General features: G+C 60.3%; 20 protein-coding genes. 6 read left to right on the forward strand and 14 right to left on the reverse strand.

The window, feature by feature from the left end:
- Positions 1-338: 338 nt before the first annotated feature.
- Together QNJ86_RS00850 and ku are read left to right on the forward strand one after the other, a co-directional pair.
- Positions 339-1637, forward strand: coding sequence for an MFS transporter (locus QNJ86_RS00850; protein WP_283830671.1), 1299 nt, complete (start codon positions 339-341; stop codon positions 1635-1637).
- A gap of 469 nt (positions 1638-2106) precedes the next feature.
- Positions 2107-2925 (forward strand): non-homologous end joining protein Ku, encoded by an 819-nt coding sequence (gene ku, locus QNJ86_RS00855; protein ID WP_283830672.1) that lies wholly within the window; start codon positions 2107-2109, stop codon positions 2923-2925.
- Positions 2926-2933: 8 nt separating this feature from the next.
- Here ku and QNJ86_RS00860 read toward each other — a convergent pair whose 3' ends face one another.
- Both QNJ86_RS00860 and QNJ86_RS00865 read right to left on the reverse strand, forming a co-directional pair.
- On the reverse strand, positions 2934-3482 hold the full coding sequence (locus QNJ86_RS00860; RefSeq protein ID WP_283830673.1) for a phosphatase PAP2 family protein: 549 nt from the start codon (positions 3480-3482) through the stop codon (positions 2934-2936).
- A gap of 18 nt (positions 3483-3500) precedes the next feature.
- A complete protein-coding gene (locus QNJ86_RS00865) occupies positions 3501-3968 on the reverse strand; it encodes an acyl-CoA thioesterase (RefSeq protein ID WP_283830674.1) in 468 nt (155 codons plus the stop codon).
- A gap of 40 nt (positions 3969-4008) precedes the next feature.
- Between QNJ86_RS00865 and QNJ86_RS00870 the strand changes: the two genes are divergently transcribed.
- From QNJ86_RS00870 to QNJ86_RS00880, 3 genes are all read left to right on the forward strand, one after another.
- On the forward strand, positions 4009-5181 hold the full coding sequence (locus QNJ86_RS00870; protein ID WP_283830675.1) for an Mbeg1-like protein: 1173 nt from the start codon (positions 4009-4011) through the stop codon (positions 5179-5181).
- The gene (locus QNJ86_RS00875; RefSeq protein ID WP_283830676.1) at positions 5178-6110 is read left to right on the forward strand and encodes a prenyltransferase; all 933 of its coding nucleotides are present in this window, start codon (positions 5178-5180) and stop codon (positions 6108-6110) included. The genes QNJ86_RS00870 and QNJ86_RS00875 overlap by 4 nt, the downstream gene beginning before the upstream one ends.
- Positions 6111-6172: 62 nt before the next feature.
- Positions 6173-6658 (forward strand): hypothetical protein, encoded by a 486-nt coding sequence (locus tag QNJ86_RS00880; RefSeq protein ID WP_283830677.1) that lies wholly within the window; start codon positions 6173-6175, stop codon positions 6656-6658.
- Between the two features lie 14 nt (positions 6659-6672).
- Here QNJ86_RS00880 and QNJ86_RS00885 read toward each other — a convergent pair whose 3' ends face one another.
- Positions 6673-7683 (reverse strand): NADP-dependent oxidoreductase, encoded by a 1011-nt coding sequence (locus QNJ86_RS00885; RefSeq protein ID WP_283830678.1) that lies wholly within the window; start codon positions 7681-7683, stop codon positions 6673-6675.
- A gap of 190 nt (positions 7684-7873) precedes the next feature.
- On the opposite strand from QNJ86_RS00885, the gene QNJ86_RS00890 reads away from it, so the two are divergent.
- Positions 7874-8377 (forward strand): DUF3784 domain-containing protein, encoded by a 504-nt coding sequence (locus tag QNJ86_RS00890; RefSeq protein WP_283830679.1) that lies wholly within the window; start codon positions 7874-7876, stop codon positions 8375-8377.
- On the opposite strand, the gene QNJ86_RS00895 is transcribed toward QNJ86_RS00890, so the two are convergent.
- The 11 genes from QNJ86_RS00895 to QNJ86_RS00945 form a co-directional block, all read right to left on the reverse strand.
- On the reverse strand, positions 8367-8813 hold the full coding sequence (locus QNJ86_RS00895) for a universal stress protein (RefSeq protein WP_283830680.1): 447 nt from the start codon (positions 8811-8813) through the stop codon (positions 8367-8369). The genes QNJ86_RS00890 and QNJ86_RS00895 overlap by 11 nt on opposite strands.
- An 86-nt stretch (positions 8814-8899) precedes the next feature.
- Positions 8900-9868: a tRNA glutamyl-Q(34) synthetase GluQRS gene (gene gluQRS / locus QNJ86_RS00900; protein ID WP_283830681.1), complete on the reverse strand. Its 969-nt coding sequence runs from the start codon at positions 9866-9868 to the stop codon at positions 8900-8902.
- Between the two features lie 168 nt (positions 9869-10036).
- A complete protein-coding gene (locus QNJ86_RS00905; protein ID WP_283830902.1) occupies positions 10037-11392 on the reverse strand; it encodes a phenylacetate--CoA ligase family protein in 1356 nt (451 codons plus the stop codon).
- A gap of 14 nt (positions 11393-11406) precedes the next feature.
- A complete protein-coding gene (locus tag QNJ86_RS00910) occupies positions 11407-11841 on the reverse strand; it encodes an amino acid-binding protein (protein ID WP_283830682.1) in 435 nt (144 codons plus the stop codon).
- Positions 11838-12452, reverse strand: coding sequence for an indolepyruvate oxidoreductase subunit beta (locus tag QNJ86_RS00915; RefSeq protein ID WP_283830683.1), 615 nt, complete (start codon positions 12450-12452; stop codon positions 11838-11840). The genes QNJ86_RS00910 and QNJ86_RS00915 overlap by 4 nt, the downstream gene beginning before the upstream one ends.
- On the reverse strand, positions 12445-14202 hold the full coding sequence (locus QNJ86_RS00920; RefSeq protein WP_283830684.1) for a thiamine pyrophosphate-dependent enzyme: 1758 nt from the start codon (positions 14200-14202) through the stop codon (positions 12445-12447). Before QNJ86_RS00920 ends, QNJ86_RS00915 begins: the two co-directional genes overlap by 8 nt.
- Positions 14203-14707: 505 nt before the next feature.
- On the reverse strand, positions 14708-15157 hold the full coding sequence (locus tag QNJ86_RS00925) for an FHA domain-containing protein (protein WP_283830685.1): 450 nt from the start codon (positions 15155-15157) through the stop codon (positions 14708-14710).
- A gap of 30 nt (positions 15158-15187) precedes the next feature.
- Positions 15188-16645, reverse strand: a complete 1458-nt coding sequence (locus tag QNJ86_RS00930; RefSeq protein ID WP_283830686.1) for a D-alanyl-D-alanine carboxypeptidase family protein — start codon at positions 16643-16645, stop codon at positions 15188-15190.
- Complete coding sequence (locus QNJ86_RS00935; RefSeq protein ID WP_283830687.1) at positions 16632-17060, reverse strand: amino acid-binding protein; 429 nt, start codon at positions 17058-17060, stop codon at positions 16632-16634. Before QNJ86_RS00935 ends, QNJ86_RS00930 begins: the two co-directional genes overlap by 14 nt.
- Before the next feature lie 3 nt (positions 17061-17063).
- Positions 17064-18368, reverse strand: coding sequence for a phenylacetate--CoA ligase family protein (locus QNJ86_RS00940; RefSeq protein WP_283830688.1), 1305 nt, complete (start codon positions 18366-18368; stop codon positions 17064-17066).
- A 7-nt stretch (positions 18369-18375) separates the two neighbouring features.
- Entirely contained in the window at positions 18376-20415 is a 2040-nt protein-coding gene (locus QNJ86_RS00945) for a VanW family protein (protein ID WP_283830689.1), read from the reverse strand.
- Positions 20416-20483 lie beyond the last annotated feature (68 nt).

Raw genomic sequence — 20483 nt, forward strand, 5'->3', positions numbered from 1 at the left:
TAAATCACCAGTACAGGCTCACGAAAGACCTGTTTTAAGCGACATAGTCCCTGGTCGAGCAAGCTTCTTGGGTCAAAAAGGACGAAAAACCCCTCCGGAATTCACCTCATTTCATCTGATTAGGAGGTATCCGACCCCCTTAATCCCTCCTAATTTTGATTGTGCTGCACATCGCATTCCGAAGTTGCTACGCATCCAAGGGGCGCATCAACTTCGCAACGCTTTAGCAGCAAGGATGGGAGGGCTGAAGCACAACGATTCGGCCAGAGGGAAAGGGGGAAGCGCGAGGGGTAAGGCTCAAACCGGTTAGCAATTCAAATAACAGGGAGGTTTATTTCATGAGCGAACAAACAAAAAGCAAGGGGAGCGCATATGGGTGGGTGATACTTATTGTCGCCCTTTTAGCTGGCATTACCGCTCCTGCAAACATGGGCAAGGTGACTGCGCTCGGTCCCGTAGTTATGGCTCAGTTCGGCTTTAACGAAGCTGAATTAGGTTTGGTAATTGCCTTGTTCTACGTCATGGGATTCGTCATGGCATTTCCCACGACAGGACTGATTAATAAACTGGGATTCAAAGGCACGGTGACCATCGCGTGTGCGACAGGAGTAATCGGCTGCATTATGGGTGCAATGGCTATCGGGAACGTTCCACTGTTTCTCGTCAGCCGTGTTTTCGAGGGTGTAGGATTCGGTATCATGGGTGTCTGTGGTAGTTCCTGCATTGCCCCGTGGTTCAGGCCGGAAAAGCGCAGTGTCCCTCTGGGATTCTGGGCTTCGTGGGTACCCATCACGATGTGCATATGCCCCGTCCTCTACGGCTGGATCGTAGCCGCCGACGGGCTTAATGCCCCTTGGGTTTCCGTGTGGTGGGGTACGATGGTCTACGACATTGTCGCGTGGGCGCTGTTCATGATCTTCTATCGCAAGCCCCCGAAGGAACTTGCACCAGATCAAGCTGCTGATAAGCCAAAGGCTAACAAAGCGGTGTTCAAGCGCGCTTACAAGAGCAAGATGCTTTGGGGTTTGGCTATCATCTTCTTCCTTGACGAAGCTGTCTATATGGCCATTAATGGCTTCTTGACCACCTATCTTGATGTGCAGTTAGGCACGGGTCTCATTTTTGCTACGGGAATGGCTTCCATTTTTGGTTTGATCGCGGCTATCGCGCCTCCCATTGGTGGCGTCATTGCCCAGAAGCTCAACTGCCATAGGTGGCTGTTGCTGATTGCTCTTATCTGCGGCGTTATACTGACCGCAACGGTGTTCGTTTTGAAGGATCCGAACCTCTACTATATCGAAGCAATTATTGCTGGTATCGTCGCAGGTTGGGTTCCGGGAATGCTCTGGCAGTTCGCTCCGAACTCCGTTACGAATCCCGACGATGTTCCTGCCGCTAACTCGCTTTTGGCCTTCACGCAGAACATCGGCATGTTTATTGGTGCCGTTTTCATGGGTGGTGCCATCACTGCATTCGGATGGATGTGGGGTCCCTACATCGCCATGCTTCCGTTCTATATCGTGGCTTTGATTGTGTTCTTCGCCTTCGGCTTGCATAGGACCATGAAGTTGGAGACAAAGCAAGAGACGCCAAAGGAAATCGACATGAACGAGGAAAAGGGTTCGTATACTTTTTAGCCTCACGGACTGAATTGAAAGCGCTCCCTGTCAAAAGATGGGGAGCGCGATGTGAATCTTTCCCATGGTGTCCTTGTTTCCAACGGCAGAACAACCGATTGGTTACGAAGGCCATTGTGTGCTTTCGATGCGTTGTTTCTGCGTGGTAAAGTGCAGGCAATGGGAACCCGGATGAGGGTTTCTGGATGCAAGGAGGAAGCCATGGGATACTCGATTTCCCTGCTGTGCTTCGCGGGCGCCGCGCTCTGCATCTCGCTGATACGGCGACTTGCGTGACGCACAGCGCAGAAAAGGGGTCGGTTCGTAAGGACCGACCCCTTTCTTAGTTCTTGAGGTCGTGGTAACGCCCCGCCTGCGAACGCCCCGCAATTCTCCCCCAACGCACCAGCGCTTCCCTCTTTCCCCTGTTCACGTGGGTACACTATCTATCGGCGTGCTGCTTGCATGCAAACTCGGGAAAGGAGCGCTCATGGCTGGCAGAAAAGGTGCTATTGCATTTGGCCTGGTGTATATACCGGTTGAGTTGTTCGCCGCCACGCAGGACGATGCGGTGCGCTTCAATCAGCTGGCCAAAGACAGCATGAAGCGTGTGCGCTACGTAAAGACGTGCCCCGACTGCAAGCGCGAACTGGGTCCGGATGACATCGTGCGTGGCTACCAGTACGAAAAGGGCAAATACGTTGTGGTGAGCGATGAAGAATTGGATGCCATCAAAACCGACGCCGACCGCTCCATGAAGATAGTCCAGTTCACCGACATGGAGGAAGTCCCGCCCATCTACTTCGAAAAACCCTATCAGGTGGTGGCGCAACCCGGCGGCGAAAAGCCGCTGGAGCTGCTGCGCCTTGCCATGGTGGAGGAAGGCAAAATCGCCATCGGCACCACGGTGCTCGGCAACTCTGAAACACCCATCGCGCTCATTCCCTACGAAGACGACCTCGTCATGATGACGCTGCACTACCAAAGCGAAGTGAAGGATATTCCCAAAACGCTCGCCCACCCCGACGTGGCTGATGCCGAACTTGATATGGCGAAGCGCCTGGTAGAGAGCATGTCTGAACCCTTTGACCCCGCGCGGTTCAAGAACGAGTACCAAGAAAAGCTCATGGGGCTTATCCAGGACAAGATTGCCGGCAAGCAGATTGTAGCCGCACAACCCTCCGCGCAACCGTCCAACGTCATCGACCTCATGGATGCTCTCGCCGCCAGCCTGAAGGCACGCACGGGTGAGGACCCGGAGAAGAAGCCCGCGAAGCGCTCCGCCGCCCGCAAGAAAGCTGCGTCGTAAAGGTCTTGTCACTCCCCCACGTCAGAGTCGGGCGGGCGCAGGCGTTTGGCCAGGGCTACTGACGCAAAGCCCAGCGCGATGCCCAGCACGGCACCTACCGCGATGTCGCTGGGAAAATGCACGTACAAGTACACGCGCGAGAACGCAATCAAGCACGCTACCACCACCGCGAGCACCTTCGCCACCGTCACACCGCGTCCGCGTGCCGGTATGCAGCAGAGCGCCGTAGCAGCTGCGAATGATACCATCGAGTGATTCGAAGGGAATGACGAACCGAACGGTGCCGGTATCAAAAGCTCCGTAAACCCGGCAATCTCAAAGGGTCGCACGCGTCCAAACAGGGGTTTCAGCACCAGCGTACCCACTGCGGCCGTCAGTACCACCGCAATAAGCACCGCAAGCCCATACGTGCGCCACTTCGGTCGCGAAAGCAGCACGGCTGCCGCTGCGAACCAAATCAAAGCGAGGTCGCCTAGGTGCGTGACCAGTGGCATGGCCCAGTCAAGAAACGGGCTGCGCCACGCGTTTTGTATGGCATCAAGAATGGCGAAATCCATCGTAGCCTCACCTGCTCGCTACGACGCAGGATGTCCGCTCGGCGCGGCACCATCTTCTGGCTCCAGCACTTCGGCATAGCGTGCGTACAATTCGGGCAGTGCGCGCTTCAAGCTGACCGGCTTAAACGTGGCCGCATCCACCAAGCAGTGCACACTTTGACCTGTGCAACAGGGCCGCGCCGTCTCAACATCTTGCCCCTGCTTGAACACCTCATACGCATACACGGTTTTCGTCGGCCGCGACGACACGATGCGCGTGCGCACCACAGCCACTTCGCCGTAGCGCAGCGGCTCGCCGTAGTTCACCGTGAAACTCACCACAGGAGAAATATAACCGGTTTCCTCAATCTTATTGTACGGAAACCCGATGGCTTCCAAAAACGCCGTGCGCGCGTCCTCGAAATACAGCAGGTAGTTCGCGTGATACACGATGCCCATCATGTCCGTTTCGGCGTAGCGTATGGTAATTGGCGTGCAAACCCGCATGGTTCGAGCCCTGTCCTTTCCGATCGGCTACAATGGCAGCATGGGAACAATCGTAACGTATCTCGCCGAAGAGCAGCGAACTTTCGCGGAATCACCGTTTAACCCGGTGGACTCGCTCGTGTTCGCAACCCTCGCCTATCTCAACTACGAACAGGCGCCCTGCATGCCCGCCGCCGGGGCGGGCCGGGTGCTGCTGCACGACGTGATCATGCTCTCAGACTGGGATGACCTTACCGCGTGCAGCTGGATGGAGGACGCGAAGGATACGCGCGCGTTTCTGCATGTGTTGGCCGCGAGCCGACGCATGCGCGACGTGAGCGTTGCTTACTATGCCAACGAGCACTCCGAAGCCGTGGAGAAGCAGTTCTCGGCCGTGACGCTGTTCTTCCCCGACGGCGCAGGTGAGACGGGGTATTTGGCGTTTCGCGGCACCGATGGCAGCTTCGCTGGCTGGAAGGAAGACTTCAACCTGTGCTTCAAAGAGGTTATCCCCTCCCAGTGCACGGCGCTCGCGTATGCCTCGGGCGTGGCGTCGGCCACCGAAGGGCCGCTCATCCTTGGGGGTCACTCCAAGGGCGGCAACCTCGCCGAATACGCGACGCTCACCGTGGACGAGGGCACTTTCGCCCGCATTGTCGGCGTGTACAACCACGACGGCCCCTCGTTTCTTGAGGATCCGTCGCCGCGCATCGAGAGCACACGCTTCTGTGACCTGCTGCACAAGACGGTGCCGGAGTCCTCGGCGTTCGGCATGATTCTGGAACGCCGGCGCGACTACCGCGTGGTGGTGTCCTCGGCGTTGTCGGTGTTTCAGCATGAGCCATTCTCCTGGCAGGTTGAGGGCGACGACTTCGTGTACCAGGAGGCGCTCAACCCGTCGGCCGTGTTCTTCGACGAAGCCCTCGATGCCTGGCTGCGCGGCAAATCGCCAGCCGAACGCGAGCGGTTTATCGACACCATCTATGAGCTCTTCGCCTCCACCGAGGCAAGTTCGTGGGCGGAATTCCAGGAGAAACTGTTCGCGAACACCCGCCGCCTCCTTGGCCAGGGTACGAAGCTCGACGCAGAAACGCGCAGCTTTATCTGGCAGACGCTGGGTTCGCTGGGCGGCATCTTGAAGAACGAAACCATCAGGCGATTTAAGCCTGCGCCGCCCACGTGGCTTCCGCGGCGACGCGCACGGTATGACAGTGAGAAAGGAAACGACCTATGAGCAAGGAGCGCGCCACCGGGCGGCTCACCCCACGCATGGCGCTGCAGCTGGCAGCACCCCACACTTGGCCTGCGGCTTTGCTACCTTCCCTCATAGCGGTGGGCGCAGCGGCCACCACGGGCACGGTGTCGGTGGTTATGGCGTGCGTACTGATGATTATTTGCGTGCTGATGCAGGCGGCGGTGAACACGTTTAACGACTACTACGACTACGTCAAAGGCACCGACTCGGCTGGTGACAACGTGGATCCCACGGACGCGGTGCTCGTGTACAACAACGTGAACCCGCGCGCGGCGCTCACGCTGGCTTTTGGCTTTCTGGTAGTGGCCTTTGCGCTGGGGGCCTATGTCATTTGGGTTGCGGGGTGGATTCCGCTTGCCATCGGTGTGGTAGGTGCCGCGTTTGTGGTGCTGTACTCAGCGGGCAAAACGCCGGTGTCCTACCTGCCTATCGGCGAGCTGGTGAGCGGCGGCGTGATGGGTGGGCTTATCCCACTTGCCTGCTACCAGGCGCTCACCGGCATCTTTGATCTGCGCGCACTTCTGTGGGCGGTGCCTACCATCATCGGCGTGGGGCTTATCATGCTGACGAACAACACGTGCGACATCGAAAAGGATGTTGAAGCGGGCCGGCGCACGTTGCCGGTGCTGTTGGGGCGCGCGGGTGCCCGGAAGCTCTACCATGGTGCGGTGATGGTGTGGCTGCTTGCCATCATTGTGATTCTGGCCGTGTTCTTCCCCAGCGGACTTATCGTGGTGCCGTTCATGCTGCTGGCTGCGTATCCCCTGGTAGGCGCACTAATGAAGAACCCGCTGGTGCCCGCATCGCGCATTGGTGCGATGGCTCAGATTTGCAGCGTGAACGTGGCGCTGGGCGCGTTTTATGCTGCGGCCTTGTTCGCAAGCAGCGCCGTTGTGCTTACGATATAAATTTCAGTGCGTCCACGGCCTCGCGTGGGCGCACAAGTACCAGAAGGAAAAGGAGTTTTACCATGGAGGGTTCTCTTGCTGCCGCACTCGTTGTGACGGGTGTTGCGCTGGTGGCGTGTGCGCTGTTCGCGTTCATGTTTTGGCGTGGCGCGCTGCTGTATCTGCTTGCCGGCAAAGCCGCCCTTGAGCCTGAGGGGGAAAATGCCGTTGCCTGTCGCACGCTGGGACGGCGTATGGCGATTGTCCTCATGGTTGGCTGTGCGCTCATGGCGACGCTCGTCGTCTATCTTGCCGCTGAACTGACGTTGAACCCAACCCTTGCTTTCGTTGCTTCAATGGCAAACAACGCGGCTTTCATTGCCCTGGTGATAGTGCTCATCTGGTTTTTCGTGGTGCAGCGCCCTAGTCACGAAAAGGACGAAGAAGCTTCCCGCCCTGCCGCCCGTGCCCGTGCAGTCACCCTCGATCACCTTCACATCGGAACCATCCTCTTCGTGATAGCCCTGCTCGCCGTTGTGGGCCTTGTCGGCATTGTGTCTGCGCTATAAGGGAGCGTCCTACCCTATTTCACCTTGAGGACAATCTTTCCTTTGGCGCGGCCCGACTGCGAGTAATCAAGCGCTTCCTGAGCATCTGCCAGGGGAAACACCTTGTCCACAATGGGAACAATACGGCCTTCCTCATAGAGGCCGCGCAGGATATCAAGCTGCGCGCTGTCCGGCCGCACAAAGATCATGTTGTACGTCACGTCGTACTTTTTCTCGCGCAGCGTAAGCGGAAGCGAGGCAATGCGCAACGCCTCAGTCTTGAGGAACCCGAGGCCTTGTATCTTGCCAAAGCGCGCATTGGGCGTGCCATTGAGCGAGACAATGCGTCCACCACGTCGCATGATCTTGAAACCTTCGTCGAGACTTTTCCCGCCGAACACATCCAGGAGGCAGTCGTAGTCGTGAAGCACCTCCCAGAAGTTCTGTTCGCGATAGTTGATCACCAGATCAGCGCCAAGCCGGGTGACCAGCGCCTCGCCGGCCGGGCTTGCCGTGGTGGCAATGTAGGTGTCCATGACGCGCGCCAGCTGAATGGCGAACGTGCCGATGCCGCCTGCGCCCGCCTGAATGAGAATCTTCTCCCCCGCTTGAAGGCCCATAAGTTCGTTAAAGGCCTGGTAGATGGTGAGCCCCACCAGCGGAATTGACGCCGCTTCCACATAGGTGAGGTTCTTCGGCTTGAACGAGATTTCCTCAGCCTTCACGGCGAAGTATTCGGCGAATGTGCCTATCATCGTACGGCGGGGCAGCCCGTACACTTTGTCCCCCACCTTAAACTTCGTCACCTTCGAGCCCACCTGCGCCACCGTGCCGGCAAAGTCAAAACCCAAGATGATGGGCATGCGATAACTCACAAGCAGTTTCAGTACTCCATCGCGAATCTTGAAGTCCACAGGATTCACGCTGGCCGCATGCACCTCCACCAGCACCTCATCATCCGCGATAGAAGGCACCGGAATAGTAAACGTCTCAAGCTTCTCCTGATGATACCGAGAAATCCCCATCGCCTTCATGTAGGTGGTCATAACACGCTCCCTTGCTCTTGTGCGTATCCGTTTGCGTTGGATGCTACTCCGTACGCTGTTTTTGCACCTGTCGCAAAAGCAAGGGTTGCCCGCCCGTTTCTCCTCTGCGCCCGCTTCGCCTTACGCGGTCGCGCGTCCGCAAAGTGGAGGCATGCTATGATAGTAAAGAGAGCGGAGCGAAGGAGAGCGCATGGAGTTTGACAAATATCTCGGTGGCGGTGTGTTTTGCCTGGTGCTGTTTATGATGTTTGCACTCTTTGCTTGGAAATTGTGGCACGGCAAGTGGCTTAACCTTATCGCAGGTAACAACTTTGTCACCAAGGAAGAGATGAACACTCCAATCCAACGCGCACTCGGTCGGCGCGTTGCTGTCGTGATGCTCTTCTGTTGCGCTGCTATTCTCGTAGGTGTGGCGTCAACAGTACTGGACACCCTGATGGGTCCGGCGGCCGGCATACTCCCCGATGCACTCATAGGCCTTGCTATCGCACTCATAGCACTACCTTGCATCTGGGTGCTCATCTGGTCAAATAAACGTGCCTACGAAGAACAACAAGCGCTCGTAGAGGCCGATCCCACCCAAGAAAAGAACGTCAAGTTCGCACGCAAACAAACCCTCGTCGCCATTGCCATCCTTATTGGCATAGTAGCAATCTACCTTTCCATCCCACTCTTAAAGGCGGCTACTTCGTGATGAGTACGGGGACGTAGGAGGCGTGGAGGACAGCGGTGCTTACGCTGCCGAGCATGCCGCGGACGGCGCCGAGGCCGCGGCTGCCCATGACGATGAGACCGCAGGGTTCCTCGGCGGCGAATCTGACGATTGCCTCTTGCGGCTTGCCGAAGGCAACGCGCAGGTCAACGGCATCTTCGAAGCCGGCGATGCGCTCTACCACCTGATGCTTGAGCGTCTCAAGATAGGGCTTCTCGTCTTCCGCTGCCGCTAGCGAAACGCCCGCTGCACGTGCAGCTGCTGCAAACGCCGGGTCAGCCTTTTTCGTGGGATCGCTCACACTGAGCACCACCACCCGGCGCCCGAGCCCGCACTCCACCAACTCCAGTGCGTCCGCCAACGCTCGATTCGACGGCGCCGACCCGTCATAGGCAACCAAAATTTTCCCGTAACTCACGTTCGCTCACTTTCGCCCTCTTGCCGAATGTTTTGCCGTCGCGTATTTTAGCACGTCATCAGGCGGATTGAGTATAGAGCGAGCGTTCACTTCCAGCGTATTTGAACGAGGTCAGGAAACGTTGTGGGTAAGGCACTTAGATCGAAGATGGCCAGCAACTCTTCGGGAGTGACCGGCTCATCGGTGGGCGCAAGGCCGGTAAGGCCGGCGATATGCCCGATGACGCCAGCAGGCGTGCTGAACCGTGCCAGCAATGCGTCGAGGGCGGCATCCTTGTCGCGCTTCGAGAGGCGGCGGTCGTGCTCGGCCGTGATAAGCGGCACGTGCGCGTAGGTGGGATGCGGCAGGTCGAGGAGTGTTTGCAAGTAGAGTTGCTGCGGCGTTGAGCACAGCAGGTCCACGCCGCGCACGACCGAGTTCACGCCCTGCTCTGCGTCGTCCACCACCACAGCCAACTGATAGGCGAATGCCCCGTCCGAGCGTCGCACGAGGAAATCGCCACAGTCATGCGCAAGGTTTTGGGCGTACGGCCCCTGTATGAGATCCGTGAAGGCAACGGTTTCATCAGGAACAATCAAACGTTCGGCAGGCGTACGCTCTGCGGCACGGCGAGCGCGCACTTCAGACGAAAGGCCCCGACAGGTTCCCGGATATACCGGCTTTTCGCCCCGATGCGGCGCCGAGGCCGCATGCAGATCGGCCCGCGTACAGAAACAGGGATACACCAACCCCTGTGCAACCAATTCCTCAAACGCTGCACGATATGCCTCAGTGCGGTCGTGCTGAAAGTACGGCCCTTCGTCCCATGTGAGTCCCAGCCGCTCGAAGTCACGCTGCACGGCATCTATGAACTGCGGTTTCGATCGCTCAGCGTCCAAGTCTTCGATGCGCAGCACCACTCGCCCACCCTGCGACTTCGCCACCAACCACGCCACCAACGCCGCAAACACATTCCCCGCATGCATCCGCCCCGTAGGCGAAGGCGCAAACCGTCCCACCACAGGAGTAGAAAAAGGTTGTACAGAATGCTGTTCTATGTGCTTTACGGTTTCCATTTATTAAGTATGTAGGTCGACGTCTCTTACAAGCGGAAGGAACCGGAGGGGGTGTCCCGCGCGCAGTTCCGCACGAGCCGAACGCCCCAGCGGGGCGTTCGTGCAAGCCCAGGACTGTCTGAGCACGGGATGCCCCCTCCGGTTCCCCTCTCCCCTGTTGATAGCAGGTTACTTCCGCAGGTCCTCAACGTGTTTGGCTTTGCCGGTGGTGCGTTCTATGCCACCGGGTTCGACGAGTTTTACGTGGACGCCTACCAAAAGGACACCCTTCAAGCGCTCTTCGATGGAGCGGCGCAGGGCTTCCATTTCCTCGAACGAGTCCGAGAACGCCTCGGGTTTCAGTTCCGCGTGTACGGTCATGCGATCCATCCCGCCGACGCTCTCCACCACAATACGGTAGTGCGGCGTGACGCCCTCAATGCCAGCCAGCACGTCCTCCACCTGGGACGGGAACACGTTCGTGCCGCGAATGATAAGCATGTCATCCGAACGCGCGCGCACCTTCTGCATGCGGGCTGTCGTGCGACCGCAGGCGCAGGGCTCGGTCACAACGCGCGTGAGGTCGTGCGTGCGGTAGCGGAGCACGGGAATGGCCTGCTTGCCGAGGGGGGTCAACACCAGCTCGCCCTCTTCGCCCTCGCCCACCGGCTCGCCCGTCTGGGGGTCAACAACCTCCCACAGGAAGTGGTCCTCGGCGATGTGCTGCATGTCGCGCGCAGCCAGACACTCGCCCGACACGCCGGGCCCCATGACCTCGGTCAGGCCGTAGTTGTCGGTGCACACGATGTGCATGCGGCTTTCGATCTCGGCTTTCAGGCCCGGCGGACACGGCTCGCCGCCGAACAGGCCCACCCGCAGCGTGGATACCTCCCAATTAAAGCCCATTTGCTCCCCCACCTCGCACATATGCAGCGCGTAAGAGGGCGTGGCCACGAGCACCGTGGTACCGTAGTCCTCGATCATCTGGATGTGGCGCTCGGTGTTGCCCGAGCCTGCGGGAATCATCATGCAGCCGAGTTTCTGCAGCCCGTAGTGCAGGCCGAAACCGCCGGTGAACATGCCGTAGCCAAACGCCATCTGCGCGCGGTCGCCCGGCACCACGCCCGCCATCTGCACAAGGCGCATGATACAATCGGCCCAAAGCTCCATGTCGTGGGCGTTGTATCCCACCACAATAGGCTTGCCTGTGGTGCCGGATGATGCATGCAACTCCACTACTTCATCAAGCGGCACAGCGAAAAGGCCATACGGGAACGTATCGCGCAGCACCGACTTATCCGTGAAGGGAAGCTTGCGCACGTCTTCCAACGTGCGGATGTCAGCGGGCGTCACACCCGCTTCGTCCATGCGCGTGCGGTACCACTCCACGCGCTCGTAGGTCCATTTCACCTGTTCGATAAGCTTTTCCAACTGCAGCGCGCGAATCTGCTCACGCGAAGCGCATTCGATGGTCGGGTTGTGGATGGGCAAATCGGAAAAATCCCCGGCCGCAGCGGCAGCGAGCGCCGCCCCTTTTACGGTCATATCCGCCACCGAGCTCACCGTCCCTCAGGTGCGATGGGACGCACCAGGTCATGCTGTTCCATGAGTTCAACCGGCTCGCCTGCCAGCAGTTCTTCGGCGCGGGCGAGATCCTTCACCGACAGCGCAATGTAGGTGGAAATGAGCGAGTAGCTATACGTCACATTGATGCCGCAACCAGCCATAATGCCCATGACGCGCGCCAGTTCGCCCGGCTTGTCGTCGAGGCGCACGCACAGCACCTCAGCGGTGGTGGCGGCCGCTCCCAGCTCCTGGAGCACCTGCATGGCGCGCTCGGGGTCATCCACGATGAAGCGCACAATGCCGTAGTCGCCCGTGTCCGAGGCGCTGTAGCCGCGCACGCTCACCTTGGCGGCCACGAACGCGTCCAGCACGCGGCTCAAATGTCCCGGCTGGCTTTCCAAGAATACGCTGATCTGCTGAACGCTCACGAGCGCACCTCCTTATCAGCTTCCGCGCCCGATGCGTCAAGTGCGAACGCGCGCCCCGCGCGAAATGCCGCCAGGTTCGCCTCCACGGTCTTGGGCGGCACGCGATCGGCTATAACCTGTTCCCACGCTTCGGCTGCAAAGGGCAAGCGGGTGGAAAGCGCGCCCAACAGCACCACGTTCGTCGACTTCGCACTGCCCGCGGCGCGAGCAAGTTCACCTGCGGGAATGAGCGTGGCACCCGCCGCCGTCAACGTCTCGCGGGCTCCGGCCGGCATGACAGCGCGCCCGGTGGCTACGGGCAGCGGCTTGATGGCTTCGTCAGCGCTCAGCAGGTAGCCGCCCTGCTTGAGGAAGGGCAGGTTGCGTAGGGCTTCGGTAGTCTCAAACGACACCACGCAGTCGGCGCAACCAGGGTCGCACACCATGGAAGGCACCTCGTCGCCGAAGCGCACGACGGTGGTCACCGCGCCGCCGCGCTGCGCCATGCCGTGAATCTCCGACAACTTCACGAGCGAGCCCGCCGCAAGGGCCGTGCGCGCCAGCACGTCAGCCGCAAGAATGGTGCCCTGACCACCCACGCCGCACAAAAGCACGGTTGTCGTACTACTCATGAGAGCCCCCTTTCGCCGCCGGTTCAGGTTGCACGATAGCCCCAAACGCGCAGTACTGAGCGCACTGCCCACACCCGATGCACAGGTCGGGGTCGATGTCGGCGCACCCGGTTTCAGCGTCCTTGGCAATGGCGGGGCACCCGAGTGTCGGGCACACGCCACACGCCGTGCAGTCGCCCGTCACCTCAAAGGCAGGCTTGCGCGTGCGCTCAAGCAGCACGCACGGGCTGCGGAATACGAGCACGGACAGTTCATCAGAGCTGGTAGCATCCTTGAGCGCGCGGCGCACGGCCAGCGCGTCATGCGGGTCGATAGTGCGCACATCCTCCACCCCAAGCGAGCGAACCACGCCTTCCAGGTCAAGCTCACGCGAGGGTCGCTTCTGCAATGTCTCACCGTTGAAGGGGTTACCCTGGCGGCCGGTCATGGCAGTCGTGCGGTTATCAAGCACGCACACCGTGCCCGACCCGCGGTTATAGACCGTAGAAATAAGCGAAGAAAGTCCCGAGTGCGCGAAGGTGGAGTCACCGATAACCGCCACCACGGGACGATGTTCGGTGCCCTCAAGTGCCAGCTCGAAACCGTGCGCCATGGACACGGAAGCGCCCATGTCAACGCACGTATCCATAGCGGAAAGCGGCGGCAACGCGCCCAGGGTATAGCAGCCGATATCGCCCGTGACGATGGCCTTTAGGCGCGTGAGTTCCTTGAATACAAGGCGGTGCGGGCAACCCGGGCAGAGCGCTGGCGGACGACTCGGAAGGTTTTCTGGAGCGACCGCATGAGCAGGCGTCTCAAGCCCGAAAGCCGCGCGAATCAACCCCGGCGAAAGCTCCCCATCCTGCGGGAGCGGCGCTGCAAACTCCGCCACGTCAATCCCCAGTGCTCGCACGCCCTCAGTCAGATACTCGGAGGCCTCTTCCACCACATAGAGTGCGTCCACCGAATCCGCGAACGCGCGCAGTGCCTGGGCAGGAAGCGGCCACGTGCAGCCAAGCTTAAACACCGACGCGTCAGGCAACGCCTCAACAACGTGCTGATACGCCGCGCCCGCACACACCACACCCGCCGCCGAGCCGCGCTGCTCAACGCGGTTAAACGGACAGTCTTCCACCCACGCGCGCAAATCTTCAATGCGAGAAAGTTGCACCTTACGGCGCGGCTTAGCAAACGCCGGCATCATGACCCACTTACCAGGGTCTTTCTCATAAGCTTTCAAGGGAACCTCAACACGCGGCCCGCACTCCACCGGTGTCTTCGTGTGCGAAACGCGCACCGAGGAACGCACGAAGAAGGGCACGTCGAAACGCTCAGACAACTCAAACGCATCACGGGTAAAGGCAAGCGCCTCAGCGGAGTCTGCCGGATCAAGCAGAGGAATATGCGCCGCACGCGCGTAATAGTGACTGTCCTGCTCGTTCTGGGATGAATACATCCCCGGGTCATCAGCCGCAAGCACCACCAAACCGCCGCCGACGCCGGTATACGCAGCCGTAAACAGCGGATCAGCCGCCACATTCACGCCCACATGCTTCATAGTGGCAAGCACACGCGCACCGGCAGCCGACGCACCAATACCCACCTCAACAGCCACTTTTTCATTCACGCACCACTCGGCGTACACGCCCTCTTTCTCAGCAAACGCCTCAAGCGTTTCCGTAGAGGGCGTACCAGGATACGCCACACCAATGCGCGCACCCGCTTCCCATGCTCCCTGGGCGATGGCTTCGTTTCCTGACATCAGTTCCATAGACGACCTTCCCCGCTTATGAGATACCTAACTGAAAAGTATACGGCAACCCAACAAATCTACTCAGATCAACTCCAACCCAAAACACAAACGGCACCCCAAAAGGCGCCGCTCGCATACTTCTAAAGCGCAGGAGCCCCTCCTGCTACCGCCACACGGGATCCTTCGACTCCGCGCCTGGCGGCGCTCCGCTCAGGATGACAAGGGGTAGCGCTTACGGCGAAGCGAGGAGGGCAGCGTTCGGGATTGAACCCCTTCTTCCCTTCTCAGGCCTCGACGCTCCTCCCCCGTAAAGTCCCGACGGAATACAAAGCAGGCGTTACGAAAGTGTCCTAGCCAGAATCTTCGATAAGGTTAGAGGGCTGGTGGGCGTGAGGTGGGTGCCCTGCGTAGATTCCGCACGAGCCGAACAGTCCAGTGGACTGTTCGTGCGAGCCAGGACTGCCCGAGCGCAGGGTATCCACCTCACGCCCACCAGCCCGTCCCACACCCAACCAAAAAAGAGTTATTCCGTCTGATACACCAAACAAAACGCCCCAATTTGAATAACGTCGCCGTTCTTCAGCGTGCGCGGAGCGTCGACGCTGTCGTTATTCACCCAGGTCCCGTTGAACGAGTTCAGGTCGCGCACCGCATGCCCGCCGTCAACCGGCTCGATGAGCGCATGCTCGCGCGACACCGTCATGTCGTTCAAAAACACATCGCGCTGCGGGCTACGCCCCACGGACAGCGGCTCATCTCCCAGGCGAAATGATACGCCGGTTTGCGGCCCACGTACCACACGCAATTCGGCCTGCGCTGAGGGAGCAGGTGCGGGCTTGGCCGCAAGTGGTTCGTCGCCAAGCGTGACGGGCGCAAAGCGCTGCGTGCTGCCAAGCAGCTTGAATCCGCAGTACGGGCAGGCCGCCGCCTCGGGGGGTAGTTCATTTCGGCACACAGGGCAGGTTTCGCTCATGAAGGCTCCTTATCGGTTATCGCTGCCGGGTTATACGGCAGGCGCGGTCTTGTCAACAACGAGGGGTGTCTCGTTTACGGTGAGGGGTTCGGCTACGGTCGGCTGTCCGGAAAGCCCGCGGAACAGGCGATCCCACCAGATACCAATGCCCTGGAAGAAGTCAGGCGCCGCCACGTCTTCACAGGCTACCAGGTCATATTCGGCAATCACGGCGTTGCGCTGCTTGAACGTGATGGTGCCCACCTTGTCACCGGCGCGCACGTTGCCCGTCACCTGGTTAAACGAAAGCGACTGGCTCACGTTGCCGTTGAGGTCAAACACACGCACAGACGCAGTAGGGTCGGAAATCGTGGCCTTGACGGTTTTGTCAATCCATTCGGTGTGAGGTACCTCGGCCGCGATGGGCACCTCGGTTGCCTTGCCATTCATGGTCATGGTCGCCGTTTGGGAACTGTTGGCCAGCGTGTAGTCCACCTCGTGCTCATACACCCAGTTGAACAGCGTTTCGGCGTCGTCGAAGCGCTGTGCCTCAGAGGTGGAATGAATCACAATGGCATAGAGTTCCTTCTCGCCGTTGTTGGCCGCGCCCGCAAACGAGGGGCCAGCGAGCGCCGTAAAGCCCGTCTTGATGCCGATGGCAGGCTCGTAGTAATCAATGAGCTCGTCGGTGGATTCCAGGTTGATGGTGGCCCGCGAGCCATCGGCGCGCGTCACTACAATAGCCGTGTCGCCGCCGCCCACAATGGTGCGGAACGTCTCATTCTTCATGGCGTACTGAGCAATGGTGGCCACATCAGAGGCGCAACTGTGCTGGTTACCGGCAAATTCCCCGTCATCAAGTCCATGGGGGTTTTCGAACACGGTGTCAATGCAGCCAAGCTCCGCCGCCTTGGCGTTCATGGCAGCCACGAAGGCATTCTCGGCAGAACTTGCAGTACCTTCGATTGCCACCGCAACATCTCCGTCTGTCGGTGCGTTCCACATCGTAGCACCAACCATCTCGGCAATGGCCACCGCGGCGTCGTTGCCCGAGGGCACCAGCAGCGCTTTCAGCGCCACCTCAAGCGGCATGGAATCGCCCTCCATCAAGCCAGCGGATGACTCACCCACCGCCGCGGCAGCAGCCGACACCACGACCGGCGTGTCAAGCGTAACCGCGCCCGAAGCAGCGGCATCAAGTGCCACCACGGCGGTCATAATTTTGGTGATGGACGCAATCTGAGTAGGACTGGTCGCATTACGCTCGAAGTACACCGTGCCGTCCTTGTCCATGACAAAGGCGTATTCCGCGTCAATATCGGGGCACTGCGCCACCGACAAGCCGCGCTCGTCCACGGTTTGGCCGAACACCACGTCGGCCTTGCGCACGTCAGCATATGCCGACATCGGCACAAACGGAAACACGACAAGCGTGAAGGCGAGGGCGCACGCCACCAGGCGCGCACCCTTCGCTGATAGGGTATGATGCAAATGTTTAGCCCAGCTCATAGATTTCTTCGGGTTGAACCGGCTCGAAGCCCGCTGCAACCAACTTCTCCTCAATGTTGCTCTCGCCATCTACTTTCAGCACGTCAATGGCCATGTCCTCGTTCACCGAGAAGCAGTAGCCATACTCGACGTTGGTGCCCTGCTCATCCATAAACTCCAAGAGCGACGCCAGGCCACCCGGGCGGTTCGGCACGCGCACAGCCAAAACCGGCGTCACCGTGGCGCGGTAGCCCGCCGCAAGCAGCGCCTCGGCCGCCGCGTCGGGGGTGTCGGTCAGCATGCGCACCACGCCGAAGTCGGCGGTGTCGGCCACGTTGAGCGCGTGCATGTTGATGCCCGCCTCGGATACCGTGCGGCAGGCGGCCGCCAGGCGACCCTTTTCGTTTTCCAGGAATACCGTCAGCTGAGAAATCATGGCTTACTTCCCTTCTCTCAGGTCGATGACGCGCTTCGCTTTGCCCTCGCTGCGGGCGATGGTCTTCGGCTCCACGATCTTGACCTCCACCGACACCTGCAGGTTGCTCTTCAGCTCCACGCCCAGGCGGCGCTTCAGGTCCTCAATGCGACGAATCTCGTCAATCGGGAAGTCGGGCTCCGTTTCCACCTGCAACTCCACGTGGTCGAGCGGGCCGCGCGTGGTGAGGATGATCTGGTAGTGCGTGGCAATCTCTGGGAAGCCAGTGATGACCTGCTCAATCTGCGAGGGGAACACGTTCACGCCGCGGATGATAAGCATGTCGTCGGTGCGGCCGCGCAGCTGGTCGATCTTGCGGTGCGTGCGTCCGCAGGCGCACGGCTCGGAGATGATGCGCGTGACGTCGCGCGTGCGATAGCGCACGAGCGGGCAGCACTCGCGGGTAAGCGTGGTAATAACGAGCTCGCCCCACTCGCCGTCCGGCACGGGCTGCAGCGTCTCGGGGTTCAAAATCTCGCAGTAGAAGTGATCCTCGGCCACGTGCAGGCCGGCGCGCTCGGCGCACTCCATGGCCACGCCCGGGCCCATGATTTCGGAAAGACCGTACACGTCGCAGTACTGAATGCCCAGCTTGGAGGCAATTTCCTCACGCATGTTATCGGAGGCCGGCTCAGCGCCGAAGATGCCGCCGGAAATCTTGAACTCGGTGGCGGGGTCGTAGCCCATCTCGATGGCCGTGTCGGCAATGAGCAGTGCGTAGGACGGCGTGCAGGCCAGGATGTCCGTGCCGCAGTCCTTCATCATCTGCACCTGGCGCTTCGTGTTACCCGAAGACGTAGGAATGACCGAGCAGCCCATGGCCTCGCCGCCGGCGTGCGCGCCCAAACCGCCCGTAAACAGGCCGTAGCCGTAGGACACCTGGATGGTGGAGTTCTCGTCGCCACCCACCATGGCAATGCCGCGGGCGAAGCAATCGCCCCAGTTCTTCAGGTCGGAAGCCGTGTGGCCTACTACCGTGGCCTGGCCCGTGGTACCCGAGGACGCGTGGATGCGCGCGACATCCTTCTTCGGCACCGCGAACAGCCCAAACGGATACGCGTCGCGCATGTCCTGCTTCACCACGAACGGGAACTTCGCCAGATCTTCCAAGCTGGTGAGGTCGCCCGGCTCAACGCCGGCCTCTTGGAACGACGCGCGGTAGAACGCCACGTTGTCGTAGGCGTGCTGAACCGACTTTTGCATGTGTTCAAGCTGCAACGCGCGCAGCTGTTCGCGCGGCATGGTTTCGATATCTGGCTGGTAGTACACGGATCGATCACCTTTCTTCCGTCTCGTTCGTCTCGTGTGAAGCATCGCTGGTGTTGCTATCCCCGGGGGCTGTGCCCTCTGCGTTCGCATCCTTCGGCTCCTTGGAAGTGTCCTCGCTCGGGGCCTTTGCCTCCGGCTCGGGGCCTGCCACCACCACCTCGGTTATTGGGTCGTACGTCGAGTAGAAGGGGTCCTCATGAAGGATCTCGCCCGTGCGTGACGTGACGGTACGTATCACGGTGATGTTCTTCCCGTCGGTGCCAGCCGTTTTCACGTAGCTGGTACCGGGTGCCATCGACTCGTCGCGTTCGGTCTTGATCTTGTGCTTCTCTCCCTCAGTCCATTCTCCCACGTTGGTACTCACGCGATACCCGGGGTCCACACCGTACAGTGTAACGGTTACCGAGCCCTCGGTGTAGGTCGCACCCATCAAAACATCGGAAGCGGCGTCGTTCTTCCACACAAGGTCGAGGTCGGGCCAACTGACCGCCGCGTCGCGTCCGGCGGGGTAACTCCCAATGTAGAGCGAATGGTTGTGGCGCGTGGGCACGGGAAAGCCCGCCTCGTACACCGCGTTGAATACGGTGGTTGCCACCTGGCAGATGCCGCCGCCCACTGCGTCGTCGTATTCGCCGTCGATGATGGCGCCCGCACCCAAGAAACCGCGTTCGGCGTTGCACTCGCCCGCCGTGCCGTTGAAAGACCAGGTGCCGCCCGCCGGGGCGATGGAGCGGTTCAGCAGGTCGGCCACCAAGTGAATGTTGTGGTTGCGATTTTCCGTGCCGGTGCCCGTGGTGTATTCGGTGGTGTAGGACGATATCTCGCCGATGAGGCCAAGGTCGAGCGCTTCGTCGAAGGTTGAGGTGGACGGTGCAGGGCCGCTACCTACCGACACCTCCACCGGCTCGCCGGGGCTCGGCCGCCAGGCGCTTGCTGCACCACTGGTATCCTGCGCGCCCACGCCGGTATCCCCACCGAAAAGGGTTGCTCCCAACACGCGTGCCGTTTCGGCGGCGCGCGGCACCGTTCCCGTGCCGTCAGTGAGCACCTGTACGTCATTTCCTTCGCGCTTGAAAGAAACCTTCGTTGGGGAGCCGGTACGGGTGCGTTCAACGTGCTCCAAGATGGAAGGTTTCGCGCGGGCTTCGTCCACGTAGGCGGCGAGTGTCCAGGTGCCGTTGTGTTCCTCGGGGCGCGTGACCACCCATTCGCCGAGGTCAGCGGCTGTAGCCTCCCACGAGGCGCCCTCATAGGCAAACCGTGCGCCCGGCGCAAGAGCCTCGTTCACCAGCGTGCAGGTAGCGGTGGCAGTTTCGCGGTCGATGCGCAAAGGCGCGTACTCCGCCCGCGCCACAAACGACCCGGTGCCGTTTTCGCTTTCAAGAAATGCCCGGTCAAGTTCGCGGGCGAATGTGGTGCGGTCCACCATATAGCCATCGTGACCCTCAGTCACCTGCGCCACGCCTTCTTCGATGGCGAGGTCGAAGTCCACGCGTGGGTCGCCAATGGCGGCATCTATCTCTGCTGCGAGTGTTTCCAGCTTATCAGCATCATAGGAGGCGCGCGGCGCGATGACATGTCCGCCAAACAGGGCGCCCGCGCGGGCGGGCAAGCCGCCGTTTTCGCGGCCGATTGCCAGCGCTTCGGATACTAGGTCCTCAACCGGTAGTGTCGCCGCAAGCAAGGAGGCATCGGCTGTCCACTGCGTGCGGTTTGCGCGTTCCTCATCGGCGGTACGCTGCTCGGCGAGGGCTTCATCCTGGGCTTGTGCGGCAGCATCCGGTGCGGCTACGGCTGCCTCATCACTCGCAAACACGGTGACGCGGCCCTCTTGAAGGCGCGTGGTATACACATTCTGTACGAGTGCGGTCATCTCATCGGCGGTCTTGCCCGCCACATCCACCTCGCCAATGCGCACGCCCGCGTACGCGCGGCCCCAGTTCATGCCGAGGTCAACCAGTCCGCCCACCAAAAGCACCACCACAAGCGAGCACACAGCAAGCGCAACCCGACTGCGTGAAACAAGCGAGAATAGCTCGTGCAACACCCAAGCGATACCGCGCCCGATCAGGCGAGCGACCCCCAGCAGTGCATGCCCTATCGCTGAAAAGACAC

The organism is Gordonibacter faecis, assembly GCF_030077735.1.
Taxonomy (GTDB): domain Bacteria; phylum Actinomycetota; class Coriobacteriia; order Coriobacteriales; family Eggerthellaceae; genus Gordonibacter; species Gordonibacter faecis.

Bases quoted from the DNA above. Each gene is read 5' to 3' on its own strand.
- QNJ86_RS00850 (WP_283830671.1), top strand. From the start codon at position 339: ATGAGCGAACAAACAAAAAGCAAGGGGAGCGCATATGGGTGGGTGATA.
- ku (WP_283830672.1), top strand. From the start codon at position 2,107: ATGGCTGGCAGAAAAGGTGCTATTGCATTTGGCCTGGTGTATATACCG.
- QNJ86_RS00860 (WP_283830673.1), bottom strand. From the start codon at position 3,482: ATGGATTTCGCCATTCTTGATGCCATACAAAACGCGTGGCGCAGCCCG.
- QNJ86_RS00865 (WP_283830674.1), bottom strand. From the start codon at position 3,968: ATGCGGGTTTGCACGCCAATTACCATACGCTACGCCGAAACGGACATG.
- QNJ86_RS00870 (WP_283830675.1), top strand. From the start codon at position 4,009: ATGGGAACAATCGTAACGTATCTCGCCGAAGAGCAGCGAACTTTCGCG.
- QNJ86_RS00875 (WP_283830676.1), top strand. From the start codon at position 5,178: ATGAGCAAGGAGCGCGCCACCGGGCGGCTCACCCCACGCATGGCGCTG.
- QNJ86_RS00880 (WP_283830677.1), top strand. From the start codon at position 6,173: ATGGAGGGTTCTCTTGCTGCCGCACTCGTTGTGACGGGTGTTGCGCTG.
- QNJ86_RS00885 (WP_283830678.1), bottom strand. From the start codon at position 7,683: ATGACCACCTACATGAAGGCGATGGGGATTTCTCGGTATCATCAGGAG.
- QNJ86_RS00890 (WP_283830679.1), top strand. From the start codon at position 7,874: ATGGAGTTTGACAAATATCTCGGTGGCGGTGTGTTTTGCCTGGTGCTG.
- gluQRS (WP_283830681.1), bottom strand. From the start codon at position 9,868: ATGGAAACCGTAAAGCACATAGAACAGCATTCTGTACAACCTTTTTCT.
- QNJ86_RS00905 (WP_283830902.1), bottom strand. From the start codon at position 11,392: ATGACCGTAAAAGGGGCGGCGCTCGCTGCCGCTGCGGCCGGGGATTTT.
- QNJ86_RS00915 (WP_283830683.1), bottom strand. From the start codon at position 12,452: ATGAGTAGTACGACAACCGTGCTTTTGTGCGGCGTGGGTGGTCAGGGC.
- QNJ86_RS00920 (WP_283830684.1), bottom strand. From the start codon at position 14,202: ATGGAACTGATGTCAGGAAACGAAGCCATCGCCCAGGGAGCATGGGAA.
- QNJ86_RS00925 (WP_283830685.1), bottom strand. From the start codon at position 15,157: ATGAGCGAAACCTGCCCTGTGTGCCGAAATGAACTACCCCCCGAGGCG.
- QNJ86_RS00930 (WP_283830686.1), bottom strand. From the start codon at position 16,645: ATGAGCTGGGCTAAACATTTGCATCATACCCTATCAGCGAAGGGTGCG.
- QNJ86_RS00935 (WP_283830687.1), bottom strand. From the start codon at position 17,060: ATGATTTCTCAGCTGACGGTATTCCTGGAAAACGAAAAGGGTCGCCTG.